Here is a 17,217-nt window from a genome sequence, read left to right as displayed (position 1 = left end):
TGTTGTGCGCAACATGGCTGCTCACTAGTCTCTCCGGTGAACCCGAACAACCCGGCTGGGGCCGCGAAGCTCAAGCCTGAAAGGTTTCGGCACCGGCCCATATAACGGCCGGAGCATCTGGATCGGCGAGTTGATGCACAGGCAGGCGTGGATCGACAAGGCCTGGGGCATCGACGGCCCAAAAACGTGGAGGCACCCGATGAGAAGGCCTCGTAGAAGTCGCCGCGCGCTTGCTGTTACGGCCGCTGCCTGCCTCGCGATCACCGGCATGAGCAGCGGATCGTCGGCCACAGGAGCACCGGTCGAGGGCGTGTCGCTGAAGCCGGCCCGCCCCGGGAAGATCGTCAACTGCGCATCGCTGACCAGCTTTACGTTCCCTGGCTCCACGATCACCAGTGCCGCGACGATCCCGGCGGGAACGGTTACCTACGGGGGCGCCCCTATAGGGGAGCACTGCCGCGTCGCCGGTACGTTGAACCAACGTGTCAGCCCGGTCGACGGCCAGTCCTACGCAATCGGGTTCGAGATGCGGCTACCGACCGACTGGAGCGGACGCTTCCTTCACCAGGCGAACGGTGGCCTTGATGGCAGCGTCGCGCCAGCTCTCGGCACGATCGCCGGCCAGCCGCGTGCGGGGCTCCAGTTGGGGTTCGCGGTTCTGAGTTCCAACGCCGGGCACACGGCGGCGCAGAACCCGCTGTTCGGGCTCGATCCGCAGGCGCGTCTCGACTACGGCTACCAAGCGGTCGGCTCCCTGACCCCGATGGCCAAGCGCCTTATCAGGGCTGCGTACGGCCGCGGCCCAGACCGCTCATACATGGCCGGGGGTTCGAACGGCGGGCGCCACACCATGGTCGCCGCCTCTCGCTACGCCGACGCGTACGACGGGTTCCTTGCCGTCGCCCCCGGGTTCAACCTGCCCAAGGCGGCTGTCTCGCAGATGTGGGGCGCCCAGCAGTACGCAAAAGTAGCGACGGATGTTACTGACCTCGAGACGGCACTGTCCGTCCAAGAGCGCCAGGTCATCGCTGACGCTATCCTCAGCCGCTGCGACGGTCTCGATCGGCTGGTCGACGGGATGGTCCAGGACATCACACACTGCCAGCACGTGTTCGACCTCGACCGCCATGTGGCGACGTGCACGAACGGGCGCGACGGGAGCTGCCTTAGCCGCAAGCAGAAGCAAGTGGTGGACCACATCTTCGCCGGCGCCCGCACCACCGGGGGCGATGACCTGTACAGCTCGTTCCCGTTCGACCCGGGCCTTGTACAACCCGGCTGGGCAAACTGGGAGTTCAATGCGTCGGTGTCGCGAGACCCGAGCGCAGTCGGTTTCATATTCTCAACGCCACCGGCCGATCCCGCGATCCTGACGAACCTGCGGGGCTACGCGCTCGGCTACGACGTCGACTCCCGAGCATCCGACATCTACGCGAGCAACGATCGCTATCGCGAGAGTGCAATGTCCTTCATGACTCCGCCCAGCCCCACACGCCTCCACGAACTCCGCGATCGCGGCGCCAAGATGATCGTCGTCCACGGCGCTTCCGACGCCGTGTTCTCGGCCGATGACACAGCACGCTGGTACGAGGACCTCGATGCTGCCCATCGCGGCAGGGCCGACGATTTCGTGCGGTACTTCGAAGTTCCCGGCATGGGTCACGTGTCAGGCGGCCCTGCCACCGATCAGTACGCCGGCCTCGAGACACTGATTCGCTGGGTCGAGTACGGTCACGCGCCCGACCGGATCGTCGCCTCCGCGCGCGGTGCCGGCAACCCCGGCGGCGTCAACAACGACGTCCCGGCCGACTGGGCACCCGACCGGACGCGCCCACTCTGCCCGTATCCACTGGTCGCCCGCTACACCGGCGGGGATCCGGAGCAGGCCGACAGCTTCGCCTGCAAGCCCGGCCACGGTGCCGGGGGCCAGCGCTCGGTGACGCGGTGAATGCCGGTAGGCCACACCTGGATCGGCACCCCCGTGGCGTCGTCGGCGCCGGACCTGTCCGCCTGTCCTTGGTCCGGCAGCTGCACCTGAGCGGCATCGGCTGTGGGTCCTCGAATACCGGGACCGCGCGTACGTCAAACAGGACACCGACGAGCCGCTGCGCGGTAGGGGCCACCGGCCGGCTGGAGGTGATGGGCGCACCCGGCGGGATCTGCAAGGCGTCGGGACGGTGCCCGTATAGATGAACGGCCACCGGATGATCTTCGAGGTGTCGAAACCCGAAGGAGATGAGCACCATGACCGCGCCCGACGTGCCCCTGCACGCCCGTGCCGAGGCCAATCTCGCCACGGCGAGTCCCGATCTGCTGCGCTCGATCGCACATCGAGCGTATGTGGCAACCGACAAGCCCATCACGAGTGCTGACCCCTGTTGCAGACTTCTGTGGTGATCGCCACCCATTGGTGACTCGCACCGAATCAGGTACTGACAGCTCCGCGGCTCACACAGCCGTACACCACGCACCCTGGTGAGTTCGGGCGCCGACCCGCCGGCAGGCGGCACCGGAACGTCCGTCACCGGCGGATGCGGGTCATCTTGGGGTCGAACAGCGGCTCTTCGGCGACCGTGGCGGACAGCCGGTCACCGAAGTACCCCACCTGCACGGTCGTACCGGCGACGGCGGCCGCCCGGGGCAGCCACGCGTAGGCGATGGACCGGCCGAGCGTGTAGCCGTAGGCGGCGCTGGTGACGTACCCGGCGGGCTCGCCGTCGACGAACACCGGCTCCTTGCCCATGACCACGGCCTCGCCGTCCTCCAGGAGCAGCGGGACGAGCCGTCGCGACACGTTCTCGGGGTCGATCCCCTCCAGGGCCTCGCGGCCGAGGAAGTCGCCCTTCTGCATGCGCACCGCGAAGCCGATGCCCGCCTCGTACGGGTTGTGCTCCGCGGTCATGTCGGTGCCCCAGGAGCGGTAGCCCTTCTCCAGCCGCAGGCTGTTGAAGGCGCTGCGGCCCGCGGCGATGACACCGAGCGACTGTCCGGCCTCCCAGAGGGTGTCCCAGAGCTTGGTGCCCTGGTCGGCCGTGGTGTAGATCTCCCAGCCGAGTTCGCCGACGTAGGACAGGCGCATGGCCGTGACGGGGACGTCGCCGAGGTAGGCGTGCTTGGCCTTGAAGTAGCCGAAGCCCTTGTGGGAGAAGTCCGTGTCGGTCAGCGGCTGGACGAGTTCGCGGGCGAGGGGGCCCCAGACGCCGATGCAGCAGGTTCCGGCGGTGATGTCGCGGACCTGCACCGAGCCGTCGTCGGGCAGGTGACGGGTCAGCCAGTCCAGGTCCAGCGGTCCGTTGGCACCGATCTGGAAACGCTCTTCGCCGAGGCGCGCGATGGTGAGGTCGCTGCGGACGCCGCCGGTCTCCTCCAGGAGCAGGGTGTAGACGACCGTCCCGACCGGCTTGTCGAGCTGGTTGGTCGTCAGATACTGGAGGAAGTTCAGCGCGCCGGGGCCGGTGACCTCCAGGCGCTTGAGCGCCGTCATGTCGTACATCGCGACCCGTTCGCGGGTGACGAGGGCTTCGGCGCCCGCGATCGGGGACCAGTAGCGCGAGGCCCACTCCCCCCGGCCCGGGACACCCTCGACCTCCGGCAGGTCCTTGTTGGCCTCGTACCAGTGCGGGCGCTCCCAGCCGGACGCCTCCAGGAAGACCGCGCCCAGCTCGCGCTGGCGGTCGTGGAACGGGCTCAGCCTCAACTGACGCGGCGCCTCGGCCGGTTGGAGGGGGTGAAGGATGTCGTACACCTCGACGAAGTTCTGGCACGAGCGCTGCTGCACGTACGACGGGGCCAGCTGGTGCTCCTCGAACCGGTTGAGGTCGCACTCGTGGACGTCGGTGCGCGGGGTGCCCTCGATCAGCCACTCGGCCATCGCCCGGGCCACCCCGGCGGAGTGGGTGACCCAGACCGCCTCGGCGACCCAGAAGCCCTTCAGCGATGGGGCCTCGCCCATGAGCGGCATGCCGTCGGTGGTGAAGGAGAAGATCCCGTTGAAGCCCTCCTCCACCTTGGCCTCGGCGAGCGCGGGCAGAAGCTGCTTGCAGTCGGCCCAGGCCGCGGCGAAGTCCTCCTCGGTGAAGGCGAGTTTGGAGGGCTGGTCCACGGAGTCACGGGGGTGCTCGACGTCGTCGACACGGATCGGCATCGGGCGGTGCGCGTAGGAGCCGATGCCGATGCGGTCCACGTGCTCGCGGAAGTAGAGGTCGCGGTCCTGGTGGCGCAGGATCGGCCGGGACGCCTCCAGCGCCTCCGTGTTCTGCCCGGCGAGCGCGGCCAGCGGCGAGGTCTTGACGTACTGGTGGGCCAGCGGGACCAGCGGGACACTCACCCCGGCCATCTCGCCGATCCTCGGCCCCCAGAAACCGGCGCAGGAGACGACGATGTCCGCCCCGAAGGTGCCCTGGTCGGTGACGACACCGGTGACCCGGTCGCCGGAGGACTCGATGCCAGTGACGGTGTGGTGGGGCAGGAAGCGCGCCCCGCGCTCCATCGCCCGGCGGGCCTGGGCCTCACCGGCGCGCAGTGCCTTGGCGAGGCCGTCGCTCGGGATGTGGAAGGCGCCGAGGATCTGCTCCTGGTCGACCAGCGGATGCACCGCGACGGCCTCTTCGGGCGTCAGAAGCCGGCTGGACACGCCCCAGGAGGTGAGCCAGCCGTGCCGTCGCTCGATCTCGGCCAGCCGCTCCGGAGTGGTGGCCACCTCAAGGCCGCCCACCTGCTGGAAACACCACTGACCATCCAGGGTGAGGTCCGTGTACTTCTGCACGGTGTAGGAGGCGAACTCCGTCATGGTCTTCGACGGGCTCGCCTGGAAGACCAGACCGGGGGCGTGGGAGCTGGACCCGCCGGTGGCGAAGAGGGGGCCCTGCTCCAGGACCGTGACATCGGTCCAGCCGCGCTCAGTGAGCTCGTCGCTGAGCGCGCAACCGACGATGCCGGCTCCGATGACAACCACTTTGGGCTGCGCTGCCATGGCGGAAACTCCAGTTCTTCATGGGCGACGGTTCAGTGGTGACGGCTTCTTTCGTGACTGCTCCGAACGGCCGTCTGCGGGCACGCTTTAGCAGAGAACTTCACAACGTTGGTGGTGATACAGACCCAGGGATCAGTACTGATCAACGCAACACAACCCGCTGCCCCGTCGCCTACGCGCTGGGGCAGCCTCGGCAGAGCCCGTTGTCGGCTCCGTACGGTCCACCGCCCGCCGTCGTCACTTGATCCAGGCGGCGACCTTGTCGCGGTTGGCGTCGACCCACTTCTTGGCCGCCGCCTCGGGGGTCATCTTGTCCACCGCGATGGACTTGGCGACCTCGTTCTGGTCGTCGTTCGTCCAGTTAAAGTTCTTCACCAGGTTGTAGGCGGGGCTGCCCGACTTGGCGAACTTCGCGCTGACGATCTTGTCGAGGTCGTACTCGGGGTAGTCGCAGGCGATCTTCTCCGCGTCGGCGTCACAGCCCGCCTTGTAGGCCGGGAGGTTCACCTTGACCAGCGGGACCTCGGAGAGGAACCACTGCGGCTCGTAGAAGTAGCCGATCACCCATTCCTTGTTCTTCTCCGCGTTGCGGTAGGCCTGGATGAGGGCTGTCTCGCTGCCCGCGTACACCACCTTGAAGTCCAGCTTCAGGTTCTTCACGAGCGCCGCGTCGTTGGTGACGTACGACGGGTCGCCGTCCAGGATCTGTCCCTTGCCGCCCGACTCGGAGGTCTTGAACTTGGCGGCGTACTTGTTGAGGTTCTCCCAGTCGGTGATGTCCGGGTGGGCCTTCGCCAGCCACGGCGGCACGTACCAGCCGATGATCCCCTTGTTGCCGGTCGAGCCGGCCTCCACAGCGGTCTTCTGGTCGGTGATGTACTTCTTCTTCAGGTCGTCGTGGCCCCAGTTCTCCAGGACCGCGTCGACCTCGCCGGTGCCGAAGCCCTGCCAGGCGATCTCTTCCTTCAGGTCCTTCTTGTTGACCTTGCAGCCCAGGTCGTTCTCGGCGACGTACGCGACGACCGCCGCGTCCGCCTCGTAGCCCACCCAGGGGTTGACCGCGAGGTTGAAGGTGCCGCACTTGCCGGAGCTGCCCGCACCGGCCGCGCTGCTGTCGTCGCCGACCTTGGCGCCGCCGCACGCGGTGAGGGTGAGGCCGAGGACCGCTATGCCGGCCGCGCCGGCCCGCCAGTGTCTTGCCATGATGTGGTGCTCCCTTTTCATGCGCTGGTGCGGCGAGCCGCTGCCTGAGTGATCCGGTCGAACATGACACCGAGCAGGACGATGGCGAGACCCGCCGCCAGTCCCTTCCCGTACAGCTGGCCCTGCGAGAAGCCGGCCACGACGTCGTACCCGAGGGCGCCGGCGCCCACCAGACCGCCCACCACGACCATCGCCAGCACGTAGATCAGGCCCTGGTTGGTCGCGAGGGTCAGGGCGCTGCGTGCCATCGGCAGCTGGACCTTGGTGATCAGCTGCCAGGTGTTGCAGCCGGCCGAGGTGGCCGCCTCCACCGTGGTTGCGGGCACGTTGCGCACCCCATCCGCGATGATTTTGATGGCGACGGGGGCCGCGTAGACGATGGCGGCCACGATCGCCGTGAACCGGGTCGCACCGAACAGTGCGAGGAACGGCACGAGATAGACGAACGGCGGCATGACCTGGGCCGCGTCCAGGGTGGGCCGCAGCATCCGGTCCACGAGCGTGCTGCGTCCCATCCACACGCCGAAGACCACGCCCAGCAGCATCACAAGGACCGTGGCGACGACGGTCGACGCGGTCGTCGTCATCGCGTCCGACCACACCCCGGTGCCGACCAGCAGGCCCACGCACACGGCCGTAGTGATGCTGGCGCGCACGCCTCCGAGGACCACGGCGAGGCCGATGAGCACGGCGGCCACCAGCCACCACGGGGAGTCGGTGAGCAGCGACTGGAAGGGGTTGAGCAGACCGTTGGTGATGACGTCGCGGATCGCGTTGGTCAAGCCCGACAGGTTGTCTTGGACCCAGGTGGTCGCGGTGTCGGCGGCCTTCGCGATGGAACTGCCGACGCTGCCCTCGCCCGGGAACTCCGCCGCCCACACGTAGGTGTGCGACATGTAGATCAGGACGCCGGTGGCGGCCGCCCCGGCGCCCAGCAGCGGGCGCCGCCAGCCCGCGAAGCGGCTCCCCGAGTTCTGGGCGGTTTCCGCGCGGGCGCTGGCCGCGGTGGTGACCCGGTCGAGGATGATCGCGAGGACCACGATGGACAGGCCCGCGTTGAAGGCCGTACCGACGTCGAGGGACTGTAGCGCCTGGACGACGGTCTTGCCGAGGCCGGGCGCGTCGATCAGGGCGGCGATGGTCACCATGGCCAGCGCGGCCATGATCGACTGGTTGACTCCCATCACCACGGTCCGCTTGGACATCGGCAGCAGGACCTTCAGCAGGGCCTGCCAGCGGGTCGCGCCCAGCGAGTCGGCCGCCTCGACGGTGGTCTCGGGCACCGAACGGATGGCGTGCGCGGTGATGCGGATCGCCGGCGGGGCAGCGTAGATCGCGGTGGCGATCACCGCGGAGGCGCCGCCGATGAGGAAGAACAGTGTGAGCGGGGCCAGGTAGACGAAGGTCGGCATCGTCTGCATGAAGTCCAGGAACGGCGTCACGACGCGGTTGAACCGGTCGGACAGACCCGCCCACACACCCAGTGGGATCGCGAACAACAGCGCTACCAGGACCGCGGAGACGGTCAGCGCCAGCGTGTCCATGGACTCCTGCCACAGGCCCTGCAGGCCGAGGAAGATGAAGCCGGCCACCGCGAGCAGCGCGACCCGCCAGTTGCCGACGGCCCAGGAGACGTAGCCGGCGATGCCCACGACGCCGAGCCAGCCGACCTGCGGGACCGGGCGGTCGCCGGAGGGCTGCGAGATCAGGTCCTGGACGAAGGTCACCAAGGAGTCGATAACCAGGCGGATCTCGTTGAAGAAGTAGAGGAAGAGCGGGTTGGAGTTGCGGTTCGCGCCGACCGAGTCGTTGACATCGTTGAACCACCGGTGCAGATCGGTCAGGTCCGCCGCCGCCAGCGACAGGGTCTGCTTGCCGCGCAGGACGGCGAAGAACACCAGCCAGACGACGAGGATCGCGCCGACCACCATGGACCGGCTGATCCTGCGCTCGGCCTTGACGGGAGCGGGCTCCTCGACAACCGGGGACGTCCCGGGTTTGTCGGTCCTCTCCACGGCGACGGTCATCACGCGCCGCCTTCCTGCCGGGCGACCACCGCGAGGATCTCCTCGTCGCCGACGATGCCGAGCAGCTTGCCGTTCTCGACGACCTTGACCGGCTTCTCTGCGGCGAGGACCACGCGGGTGGCCTCGCGCACCACGACGTCCGGGCCCAGTTCGGGTCCGTCCAGGTCGTCGCCGTCGGCGGGCGGCCGCATGATCCAGCGCAAGGTGAGCACGTCGCCGCGCGGCACGTCCTTGACGAACTCGCGGACGTAGTCGTCGGCGGGGGCGCCCACCAGCTCGTCGCCGGTGCCGCACTGGACCATCTTGCCGTCGCGCATGATCAGGATGCGGTCGCCCAGCTTGAGCGCCTCGGAGAGGTCGTGGGTGATGAAGACCATGGTCTTGCCGACCTCGTGGTGCAGCCGGATGACCTCGTTCTGCATGTCCCGGCGGATCAGCGGGTCGAGCGCGGAGAACGGCTCGTCGAAGAAGAGCACGTCCGGGTCGCCGGCCAGTGCCCGGGCGAGCCCGACGCGCTGCTGCATACCGCCGGAGAGCTGGTCGGGGTAGGAGTTCTCGTAGCCGGCCAGGCCGACCAACTCCACGACTTCCAGGGCCCGCTTGGTGCGCTCGGCCCTGCTCATGCCGCGGATCTCCAGGCCGAAGCCCACGTTGTCCACCACACGGCGGTGCGGCAGCAGCCCGAAGTGCTGGAAGACCATGGAGAACTTACGGCGGCGCAGGTCCCGCAACCGGGCCGCGTCCGCCTGCCGGATGTCCTGGCCCTCGAAGACGACCTCACCGGAGGTGGGTTCGATCAGCCGGGTCAGACATCGCACCAGTGTGGACTTGCCCGAGCCGGACAGGCCCATGACGACGAAGACCTCACCGGGCGCGACCTCGAAGTTGACGTCGCGTACGGCGGCGGTGCATCCGGTGCGGTCCATGAGATCACGTCGGCTGAGTCCGCACAGCTCCTCGGATTCCGGCACCCGGTCGGCCTTCGGCCCGAACACCTTCCACAGATTGCGCACGGATATGACGGCCTTGCCGTCCGAGTCCTGGGGCGTGCCGCGCCGCTGCGGCACCTCGGTCTGTGTGGGGGTCACGATCGACCTCTTTTCGGCGTTCAGCCGCGGAACCAGTGCTGCGGCCGGGGTTGGATGTTCTGGTTTCTCGCCGTAGAAGCGGAGCGGGAGGCCACGTCTGCGATGTCGTGATGATCATCCGCCCGGTGAGGAGGGCGGTGAGCAAATACGCGGGACAGCGGTGTTCCAGCGGCAGCCACCCACCGGCCAGCCCCCTTCACCGTCATGCAGATCTGCCACGCGCAGGTGTACCTCCGAGTGGTATTCCATTCTTTACCGCATTACTTACGGTGGAACACTCTCGCGAATCAGAGAAGTCAGGACAAGGGGTTGTCGGTGATAATTTCGCCATGCGAGCAGCCGCCGTGCACCCTTGAAATCGCATGCGGTATTGCACCACGACCACGTCGCACGTCGCTCCTTTTCTGAGCGACGGTGAAGGTCCACATATTCGCGCGGGTCGCCTCGTGCCGCTAATGCACGTGAGTGACTCCCCGTGTTGTGGATGGCCGGCCACGGGATCGTGTTTCTTTATGAGATCCCGCTTCAGCGTTTCCGATCTCCCCGAAGGCCCGATGCCCTTTCCTCTGCCAGGGCAGCCTGGCAGAGGAAGGATGGCCCTAGCGTTTCGCCATAATGAACGATTGGATCAGCGCATCGCGCTGCTCGGCGAGGTCCTCGACCGATGCGTCCCCCTTGGCCTGGGCCAGTCCGAGGACGAGGCGTTCGACCGTTGACGGATCGAGGCGCGGGTCGCCGAGGTCGTCCCACCAGCGGTTGAAGCTCTCGGAGTATCGATCGCAGAACGCGGCCAGGCCTCCTTCCCCGGCGCCGAGATGGAACAGGAGCGTCGGCCCCATCGCGGCCCAGCGCAGTCCGGGTCCCGCGGACACAGCCGTGTCGACGCCCTCGACGCTGGCCACGCCCTCGTTGACCAGATGGATCGCCTCCCGCCAGAGCGCGGCCTGCAGCCTGTTGGCCACGTGGCCGGGGACCTCGCGCATGACCTCGATGGTCACCTTGCCGAGCGTCTCGTAGAACCGACGCGCCCACGGCACGGCCCGCGGATCGGTTCGTTCGTTGCCCATCACCTCGACCAGCGGGATCAGGTGCGGTGGATTGAACGGGTGTCCGAGGACGAGTCGAGCCGGATCGTTCCATCCGCGCTGAAGCTCGCTCAGCGTCAGGCCTGAGGCCGACGAGGCGACGAGGGTGGCCTCGCCGAGAACGGGCTCGATGAGTTCATAGAGCCCGTCCTTGATTTCGAGCCGCTCCGGCACGCTCTCCTGGACGAAGTCCGCCCCTTCGACTGCGGCGCGGGGGTCATCGCACACCGTCAGCTTGTCCGAGGGGCGGGATTCCGCCGCAAGTCCAAGCTCGTGCAGCACCGGCCAGGCGCGCTCGATCGCCTCCCGAACCCTCTGCTCGGCAGTGGGGTCGGGGTCGTAGAGGGCGACGGACTTGCCGGCGGCCAGGAAGAGTGCGGTCCAGCTCTGGCCGATCACTCCTCCGCCGAGCGCTGCGACGTGGGTGACACTGGCGGGATCGGGCCAGGGTTCGGTGGTCTCAGAAGGTGACATGGTTGGCTCCCTTGAGGGCGAGTCGTTCCCTGGCCTGCGCCGGTGTCGCGACCTCATGGCCCAAGGCGGTGATGATGTCGCGGATCTTTCGGACCTGGCTCGCGTTCGAGGGGGCCAGCTGTCCCGGTCCGATGAACAGGCTGTCCTCAAGGCCGACGCGGAGGTTGCCGCCCAGCATCGCGGCCTGGGTCGCGAACGACATCTGATGGCGGCCGGCGGCCAGCACGGACCACTCGTAGCTGTCCCCGAAAAGCTTGTCGGCGACGGTATGCATGTGAAGGAGGTTGTCGAGGTCCGCTCCGACACCGCCGAGAACGCCGAAGACCATCTGGACGAAGAACGGCGGTTCGACCCAACCCTGGTCGACCACCCAGGCGAGGTTGTAGAGGTGCCCGAGGTCGTAGCACTCGAACTCGAACTTGGTGCCATGTCCCTGGCCGAGTTCCTTCACGACGTACTCGATGTCGGCGAAGGTGTTCTTGAACACCAGGTCGCGAGTCGACTCGAGGAACGCGGGTTCCCAGTCGTGCTTCCAGTCCGTGTACTTCGCCAGCATCGGGAAGATCCCGAAGTTCAGCGAGCCCACGTTGAGGGAGGCCATCTCCGGGGAGGTCGCCACGGCCGCCCGGAGGCGTTCCTCGCGCGACATGCCGAGGCCGCCGCCGGTGGACACGTTCAGTACCGCGTCGCAGCCTGCCGAGATCTGCGGCATGAACTGCTGGAACAGCTCCGGGCGCGGGTCGGGTTGCCCGGTCTGGGGGTTGCGGGCGTGGAGGTGGATGATGGCCGCTCCGGCATCCGCCGCCTCGATCGATGCCTGTGCGATCTCCTCGGGCGTCACCGGGAGATGCGGGGACATCGTCGGCGTGTGAATTCCGCCGGTGGGGGCACAGGTGATGATCACTGGCTTCGGCATGGGTGTCCTTACGAGTTCGGGGCCGCTACGAGAGCGCCTTTGTCCGTGTGCCCTGCTCCAGGCCGACCAGCGATCGGTAGGCGTCAAGCACCAGGCCGTGGAAGTGGTGGACGCCGTGTTCGGACAGTCCGGTGCCCTGCGGGTCGTACACGATGCGACCCTGGTCGAAGGCGGGCGTGTTCATGCCTCGCTGGACGCTCTCGACCAAGGTGATGTCCTGCACCTGCAGGACATCGTCGATGTATCGGACCGCCTGCGTCTCGGCTTCGTTGAGCTCGGTGGTCTCGAGGAAGAAGTCCCAGGTCTCCAGCGTGCGGTCCGGGCCCGCGGGGATCACCTGGAACACCATGAAGTTGCCCCGGCCCGGATAGCGAAGCAGGCAGGTGTTGGGCCACAGCCACCACACGGCATGGTCGTTGACCGTCGCCTGAGACACGTCGTAGGCCACGTTCTCGTGCGTGCCGGCCTTGGCGAAGTGACTCGACCAGATCCCGTGGGTCTTCACCTCGTAGGTGTCCATGTCGACGAGATCGACGAACTCCTTGTGCGCGATGTGGCAGTGGTAGCACTCGAGGAAGTTGTCGATCACGTTCTTCCAGTTGCTGCGCACCTCGTAGGTGAGGCGCTTGGCATGCGTCAGCTCAGCCACGTCGGGAGCCCACCGCGCGATGTCGGCCGCCAGGTCACCCGCCTGCTCGGCGAGGGGCGCGGCCGTCGTGTCCAGATTGACGTAGACCATCCCGCCGAACTCCTCCACCAGCACCTGGTCGAGGCAGATCTCGGACTTGTCGAAGGTCGGCATGGCATCGGCGCGGCGGGCGGCCTTCAGCGTGCCGTCCAGCCCGTAGGACCAGGCGTGGTACGGACACACGATGGTCCGGGTGGTGCCCGAGCCCGAGAGAAGCTCGTGGGCCCGGTGCTTGCAGACGTTGTAGAAGGCCCGCAGGCCCCCGGCGCGGTCGCGGACGACCGCGATCGGCATACCCGCCACGGAGGCGGACACATAGCTGCCCGGAGCGGTCAGCTTCTCCCCGTGACAGATCCACTGCCAGGTCCTGGCGAAGATCCCCCGCAGGTCCGCGTCCAGCCACTTGGGCTCGGTGTATGCCTCGGCTCGAAGGGACATGGAACGGGCCGGATCATCATCGAACCCGCTCTCGATCTCATGCACGTCAGAGACGGTGATTGGAACCATGCCCGGATAGTAGAACCCGACTGAACGAACGTTCAAGCCCTCGGCTGGACATTCGTTCAGTCGAGCCGAAGCCGGAATGGTGGGACGACAGCGCGTCCACGCCGACCTGCCCCCGACGGACGTTCCCCCGACGGATCACTCACTGCTGGTAGCGGGTCTGGAGGAGCTGCGTCAGGGCATGCGCCTCCTTCAGCAGGAGGGCTCCGATGCCGGGGCGGCGGTCGTCGCGGAACCTGGATTCGACGCCGGTCAGGGTCAGTGCCCACGCGGGTTCGCCGGCTTGGTTGAACACCGCGGCGGCCATACCCCAGCTGCCTTCGACGACGAGACCGGGGTTGACGGCATATCCGAGTTCGCGGGTGCGTGCGATCCGCTCGCGCACAGCATCTGCGTGGTGCTGCGGGCCCCACTGAACGGTGAGATCCGTCTGTCGCAGGTAATCGTCGATCTCTCGGTCCGACAGCATGGCCAGCACGACGAGACCGGCGGAGACGACGCCGAGCGGGAACCGCGCACCCTCGTAGAGCACGAACGAGCGGATCGGGAAGTCGCCGTCCTCGCGTAGCAGGCACACCGTTTCGTCCCCACGGCGTGCGGAGAAGAAGGCGCTTTCCCCGGCGGCCGCAGCAAGCCGGTGCACGCTGGCTCGCGCGTACTGGGTGACGTCGTAGCGCTGAGCCGCGACCTCGCCGAGCAGGTACAGCTCCGGCCCGAGATACCACTGCCCGGTGCGGTGATCACGGTCCACGAAGCCCTCGTCCGCCAATGCCACGAGCAGCCGGTGTGCGGTGGGGCGGGCCAGCGCGCTCGCCCGCGCGACCTCCGAGGTCAACGCGCCCGTGCGGTGGGCAGCCGACAAGGCCCGCAGCACGGCGGCGACCCGGCCGGTCACATGAGCGGGAGGGGCAGCCATGCCCCCTACCTTACGTTCACTCAGTGAACACCTTTCCGTCGACCGCTCAGTGACTGAGAAGTTCCCGCCGAGAAAACGCCCTGCCATTGACGCTATACGGGGTCGCGACGTTGGCTCCCCTGGCGTTCGTTGGACAGACGGATGGAAGGAAGCTCGCGTGACCACGAGATACGCCAATGCCGCGGAGGCCCTCGCCGACGTGCTCGCCGACGGCATCACCATCGCCGTCGGGGGCTTCGGCCTCAGTGGCAACCCGAACGACCTCATCGAAGCCGTGCGCGACTCCGGGGTACGCGATCTCACGATCGTGTCCAACAACATGGGTGTCGACGGCAGGGGCCTGGGACTGCTGCTGGAGAACGGACAGGTGCGCAGGGTGCTCGCGTCCTATGTGGGGGAGAACAAGCTGTTTGCCCAGCAGTACCTCGACGGCAGGCTCGACGTGGAGTTCGTGCCTCAGGGCACACTCGCCGAACGGATGCGGGCCGGCGGCGCCGGCATTCCCGCCTTCTACACCCGGACCGGGGTCGGCACCCCCGTCGCCGAGGGCAAGCCGCACGCCGAGTTCGACGGCGTGCGCTACGTCCAGGAACGAGGCATCGTCGCCGACCTTGCGCTCGTGCACGCGCACACCGCCGATGCGGTCGGCAATCTCACGTACCGCTACGCCGCGCGGAACTTCAACCCGCTCGTGGCCACCTGCGGCCGGACCAGCGTCGTCGAGGCCGAGATCGTCCTCAATGGCCACCTCGACCCGGATGTCGTCGTCACCCCCGGGGTGTTCGCCAACCGCCTCGTCCAAGCACGCGACCGCGTCAAGGACATCGAGAAGCTCACCGTACGTCCGAAGGCCGAGGTCTGATTCATGAGCTGGACACGCGACGAGATGGCCGCCATCGCCGCCCGCGAGCTGCGCGACGGTGACTACGTCAACCTCGGCATCGGCATCCCCACGCTGGTCGCAAACCACGTGCCCGACGGGATGCGGGTCACCCTGCAGAGCGAGAACGGCATCCTCGGGCTCGGTCCCTTCCCACTCGAGGGCGAGGAGGACGCCGACCTCATCAACGCCGGCAAGCAGACCGTCACCCTCTCCCCCGGCGGCAGCTTCTTCGACTCCGCCACCTCCTTCGGCATGATCCGCGGCGGACACATTGACATCGCCCTGCTCGGCGCGCTCCAGGTCGGCGCCAACGGCGACCTCGCCAACTGGACTGTCCCAGGCGCACTCGTCAAGGGCATGGGGGGCGCCATGGATCTGGTCGCCGGCACCCGCCGCATTGTCGTGATCACCGATCATGTCGCGAGAGACGGCAGCCCCAAGATCGTCGAGCGCTGTACCCTCCCCCTCACCGGCGCCGGTGTCGTCGATCGCATCATCACCGACCTCGCCGTTCTCGACATCACCCCCGCCGGACTCCACCTCGTCCGAACCGCCCCAGGCGTGACACCTGGCGAAGTCCGCGACAAGACCGCTGCCCCCATAACAAGCGACCTCGCGGCCGTCGTGCCGTAGGTGCACCCGGCTCGGTCGGTCTGGAGGCATCTGCTTGGGCTGAGCGGTCTGCGAGGGCGCCACCGGGCGTGGTCAGTCGAGCGACGCAGACGCGTTTGCGAGGTGCCCTCAGACGCCGACCGCACGCGGGCGGCGTTCACCCTCAATCGCCTCGCCGCCTCCCGGGCCCGCCAGGAGCGAATAGTCGGCGACCCAGGTCAGGCGCCGGTTGGCCCGGCGGACCACTTACGGAGGACAAGCTCTGGTTGATTAGTCTTGCGGCATGGATGCTCACGCGGAAAACAACGATCAGCCGGTGGATAGGCAGGTTCGGATCCTCGACGCGACGCTGAATCTGCTGGCGCGTCACGGCATTTCCGGCGTGAGCATGCGTGCAGTGGCCCGCGAGGCCGGGGTCGCCCTGGGCCTCGTGAACTACCACTACGAGGACAAGACCACCCTGATCCGGGCGGTGCTGCACCGGATCGAGGAGCAGGACGTCGCCCTGCTTGCCGTCGATGAATCTCTCCCTCCGGAGAAGCAGGTGCGTCTCGCGCTCCGCCGTATCGCGGAACCCCGGTTCCTGACGGCCGAGTACCTGTCGTTGCGACTTCAGTTGTGGGCCCTCGCCCAGGCCCACGAGGATTTCGCCGATATCAACACAGCGGCGCAGAAGAAGTACAGGGCTGGACTTGCCGCACTGATCAGGGCGGCGCGCCCGGCGATCTCACGGGGTGAGTCCAATCGACGGGCGGCGGACATCGATGTGCTGCAGAACGGCCTGTGGCTGACGGCGCTCCTCGGACTCGACCAGACGTCGATCCGGAGGAGTGTCAAGAGGTGTGAGGAAATCGCCCTCGCTGATTAGCCGATCCGGCCGAGCGTCCGGGATTTCGAGCCCCTGGTTGTTCGTTCGGTGATGCGGACGCGCAGGGTTCCGTTCGGCCAGGTGACCTCGATTTCGCCGTCGTACTCGGTGACGCGGGCCTGGATGCCGGATGCGACGAGGCGACGGCTGATTGCCCGGGCGAGTTCTCGCCGACGTCGGCACAAAGCCATCCCGCCCAGGTCATCGCGTCATGAACGGCAAACGATGTGCGATCGACGTCGATGGCCACGGCTGAAGCGGCGGTGCCTCCGCCGTCGACATTTAAACAGGTTCAGAATCTCCTTGTCCGAGTAGCCGACCAAGTGTTCCGCCGCGGCGGTCCAGCAGGCGACCAGTCCCGGCTCGTCCAGCACCGCCAGGGCCATGCGCTGCACGTCCATCTGGCGCCCCAGCCCCTCGGGCAGGGCATCCTCCGGGACCGTCGTCATCGCCCCGTCCCATCGTCTCGGTGTCTCCCGCCCGGGTCAGGCCAGGGCCCCCGAGCTCGCCCCCAGGTTCTTCAGTCCGCCTCCATCATGCGCCGAACCTCCGGTCGGCGCTCTGCCCTGCAGCGGCCCGACGGTCGGCACACCCGCCCCCGTGCTCGGGCGAGGGAGGCGGCGGGTTCCGATGCGGCTTGAGGAGGTCGCGGCGACCACCGTTGCCGTTCCGAGCCGTTCCGCCGCGGCCCACGAGTTCGGCGATGCAGGTCACCTTCCCCCAGGGGCCGGGTCCGACCTGCCTGTCAAGGTGGTCCACAGGGTGGGTGACGTCGTCGGGGAAACGAGCGATGGCGTGGCGGATGCAGCGTTCGATCTTGACCCGTCATGGGCGGGCAGGCTTGTTGCAATGGGCGCAGCGCGGTGCGGAGGCGGGGGCGCGCGTCGGCTCCGGCTCCGCATGAGATCTGAACGTCGGCGAAGAGGGACATGCCTTGGCCCGACCGGGTGTTTCCGCATCCGGTGAGTGCCATGGCCCCCG

The 17,217-nt window shown here is 67.7% G+C and carries 14 protein-coding genes; 5 read left to right on the top strand and 9 right to left on the bottom strand.

Annotated features, from left to right (window positions below; genetic code table 11):
• Positions 1–268: 268 nt before the first annotated feature.
• Together ABZ928_RS22270 and ABZ928_RS22265 are read left to right on the top strand one after the other, a co-directional pair.
• A complete protein-coding gene (locus tag ABZ928_RS22270) occupies positions 269–1,948 on the top strand; it encodes a tannase/feruloyl esterase family alpha/beta hydrolase (protein ID WP_361521540.1) in 1,680 nt (559 codons plus the stop codon).
• Positions 1,949–2,244: 296 nt separating this feature from the next.
• Positions 2,245–2,397: a hypothetical protein gene (locus tag ABZ928_RS22265; RefSeq protein WP_361521537.1), complete on the top strand. Its 153-nt coding sequence runs from the start codon at positions 2,245–2,247 to the stop codon at positions 2,395–2,397.
• A gap of 124 nt (positions 2,398–2,521) precedes the next feature.
• Here ABZ928_RS22265 and ABZ928_RS22260 read toward each other — a convergent pair whose 3' ends face one another.
• From ABZ928_RS22260 to ABZ928_RS22225, 8 genes are all read right to left on the bottom strand, one after another.
• On the bottom strand, positions 2,522–4,972 hold the full coding sequence (locus ABZ928_RS22260) for an FAD-dependent oxidoreductase (protein WP_361521535.1): 2,451 nt from the start codon (positions 4,970–4,972) through the stop codon (positions 2,522–2,524).
• A gap of 237 nt (positions 4,973–5,209) precedes the next feature.
• Positions 5,210–6,175, bottom strand: a complete 966-nt coding sequence (locus tag ABZ928_RS22255; RefSeq protein ID WP_361521533.1) for an ABC transporter substrate-binding protein — start codon at positions 6,173–6,175, stop codon at positions 5,210–5,212.
• A 17-nt stretch (positions 6,176–6,192) separates the two neighbouring features.
• Positions 6,193–8,202 (bottom strand): ABC transporter permease subunit, encoded by a 2,010-nt coding sequence (locus tag ABZ928_RS22250; RefSeq protein WP_361521530.1) that lies wholly within the window; start codon positions 8,200–8,202, stop codon positions 6,193–6,195.
• Positions 8,202–9,290: a glycine betaine/L-proline ABC transporter ATP-binding protein gene (locus tag ABZ928_RS22245; RefSeq protein ID WP_361521528.1), complete on the bottom strand. Its 1,089-nt coding sequence runs from the start codon at positions 9,288–9,290 to the stop codon at positions 8,202–8,204. The genes ABZ928_RS22250 and ABZ928_RS22245 overlap by 1 nt, the downstream gene beginning before the upstream one ends.
• 599 nt (positions 9,291–9,889) lie before the next feature.
• Positions 9,890–10,849 carry a 3-hydroxyacyl-CoA dehydrogenase NAD-binding domain-containing protein gene (locus tag ABZ928_RS22240; RefSeq protein WP_361521525.1) on the bottom strand — a complete coding sequence of 320 codons (960 nt, stop codon included), beginning with the start codon at positions 10,847–10,849 and terminating at the stop codon, positions 9,890–9,892.
• The gene (locus tag ABZ928_RS22235) at positions 10,836–11,765 is read right to left on the bottom strand and encodes a 3-keto-5-aminohexanoate cleavage protein (RefSeq protein WP_361521522.1); all 930 of its coding nucleotides are present in this window, start codon (positions 11,763–11,765) and stop codon (positions 10,836–10,838) included. Before ABZ928_RS22235 ends, ABZ928_RS22240 begins: the two co-directional genes overlap by 14 nt.
• A 25-nt stretch (positions 11,766–11,790) precedes the next feature.
• Entirely contained in the window at positions 11,791–12,960 is a 1,170-nt protein-coding gene (locus ABZ928_RS22230; protein ID WP_361521520.1) for an SRPBCC family protein, read from the bottom strand.
• Positions 12,961–13,099: 139 nt separating this feature from the next.
• A complete protein-coding gene (locus tag ABZ928_RS22225) occupies positions 13,100–13,873 on the bottom strand; it encodes an IclR family transcriptional regulator (RefSeq protein ID WP_361521517.1) in 774 nt (257 codons plus the stop codon).
• A 157-nt stretch (positions 13,874–14,030) separates the two neighbouring features.
• On the opposite strand from ABZ928_RS22225, the gene ABZ928_RS22220 reads away from it, so the two are divergent.
• The 3 genes from ABZ928_RS22220 (at position 14,031) to ABZ928_RS22210 (ending at position 16,236) form a co-directional block, all read left to right on the top strand.
• Complete coding sequence (locus ABZ928_RS22220) at positions 14,031–14,735, top strand: CoA transferase subunit A (RefSeq protein ID WP_361521514.1); 705 nt, start codon at positions 14,031–14,033, stop codon at positions 14,733–14,735.
• A 3-nt stretch (positions 14,736–14,738) separates the two neighbouring features.
• Complete coding sequence (locus ABZ928_RS22215) at positions 14,739–15,389, top strand: 3-oxoacid CoA-transferase subunit B (protein WP_361521511.1); 651 nt, start codon at positions 14,739–14,741, stop codon at positions 15,387–15,389.
• A gap of 262 nt (positions 15,390–15,651) precedes the next feature.
• Complete coding sequence (locus ABZ928_RS22210; RefSeq protein ID WP_361521508.1) at positions 15,652–16,236, top strand: TetR/AcrR family transcriptional regulator; 585 nt, start codon at positions 15,652–15,654, stop codon at positions 16,234–16,236.
• A 209-nt stretch (positions 16,237–16,445) separates the two neighbouring features.
• Here ABZ928_RS22210 and ABZ928_RS22205 read toward each other — a convergent pair whose 3' ends face one another.
• Positions 16,446–16,685: a hypothetical protein gene (locus tag ABZ928_RS22205; RefSeq protein WP_361521505.1), complete on the bottom strand. Its 240-nt coding sequence runs from the start codon at positions 16,683–16,685 to the stop codon at positions 16,446–16,448.
• Between the last annotated feature and the right edge of the window lie 532 nt (positions 16,686–17,217).

The sequence above is a fragment of the Streptomyces sp. NPDC046909 genome, from assembly GCF_040644695.1.
In the GTDB taxonomy this organism is placed as follows: Bacteria; Actinomycetota; Actinomycetes; order Streptomycetales; family Streptomycetaceae; genus Streptomyces.
This window is presented reverse-complemented; position numbering and strand designations above follow the sequence as displayed.

Excerpts from the sequence above, each read along its gene's own strand:
- ABZ928_RS22260 (WP_361521535.1), bottom strand. The coding sequence starts at position 4,972 with ATGGCAGCGCAGCCCAAAGTGGTTGTCATCGGAGCCGGCATCGTCGGT.
- ABZ928_RS22265 (WP_361521537.1), top strand. The coding sequence starts at position 2,245 with ATGACCGCGCCCGACGTGCCCCTGCACGCCCGTGCCGAGGCCAATCTC.
- ABZ928_RS22250 (WP_361521530.1), bottom strand. The coding sequence starts at position 8,202 with ATGACCGTCGCCGTGGAGAGGACCGACAAACCCGGGACGTCCCCGGTT.
- ABZ928_RS22205 (WP_361521505.1), bottom strand. The coding sequence starts at position 16,685 with ATGACGACGGTCCCGGAGGATGCCCTGCCCGAGGGGCTGGGGCGCCAG.
- ABZ928_RS22235 (WP_361521522.1), bottom strand. The coding sequence starts at position 11,765 with ATGCCGAAGCCAGTGATCATCACCTGTGCCCCCACCGGCGGAATTCAC.
- ABZ928_RS22255 (WP_361521533.1), bottom strand. The coding sequence starts at position 6,175 with ATGGCAAGACACTGGCGGGCCGGCGCGGCCGGCATAGCGGTCCTCGGC.
- ABZ928_RS22210 (WP_361521508.1), top strand. The coding sequence starts at position 15,652 with ATGGATGCTCACGCGGAAAACAACGATCAGCCGGTGGATAGGCAGGTT.
- ABZ928_RS22215 (WP_361521511.1), top strand. The coding sequence starts at position 14,739 with ATGAGCTGGACACGCGACGAGATGGCCGCCATCGCCGCCCGCGAGCTG.
- ABZ928_RS22240 (WP_361521525.1), bottom strand. The coding sequence starts at position 10,849 with ATGTCACCTTCTGAGACCACCGAACCCTGGCCCGATCCCGCCAGTGTC.
- ABZ928_RS22270 (WP_361521540.1), top strand. The coding sequence starts at position 269 with ATGAGCAGCGGATCGTCGGCCACAGGAGCACCGGTCGAGGGCGTGTCG.
- ABZ928_RS22230 (WP_361521520.1), bottom strand. The coding sequence starts at position 12,960 with ATGGTTCCAATCACCGTCTCTGACGTGCATGAGATCGAGAGCGGGTTC.
- ABZ928_RS22225 (WP_361521517.1), bottom strand. The coding sequence starts at position 13,873 with ATGGCTGCCCCTCCCGCTCATGTGACCGGCCGGGTCGCCGCCGTGCTG.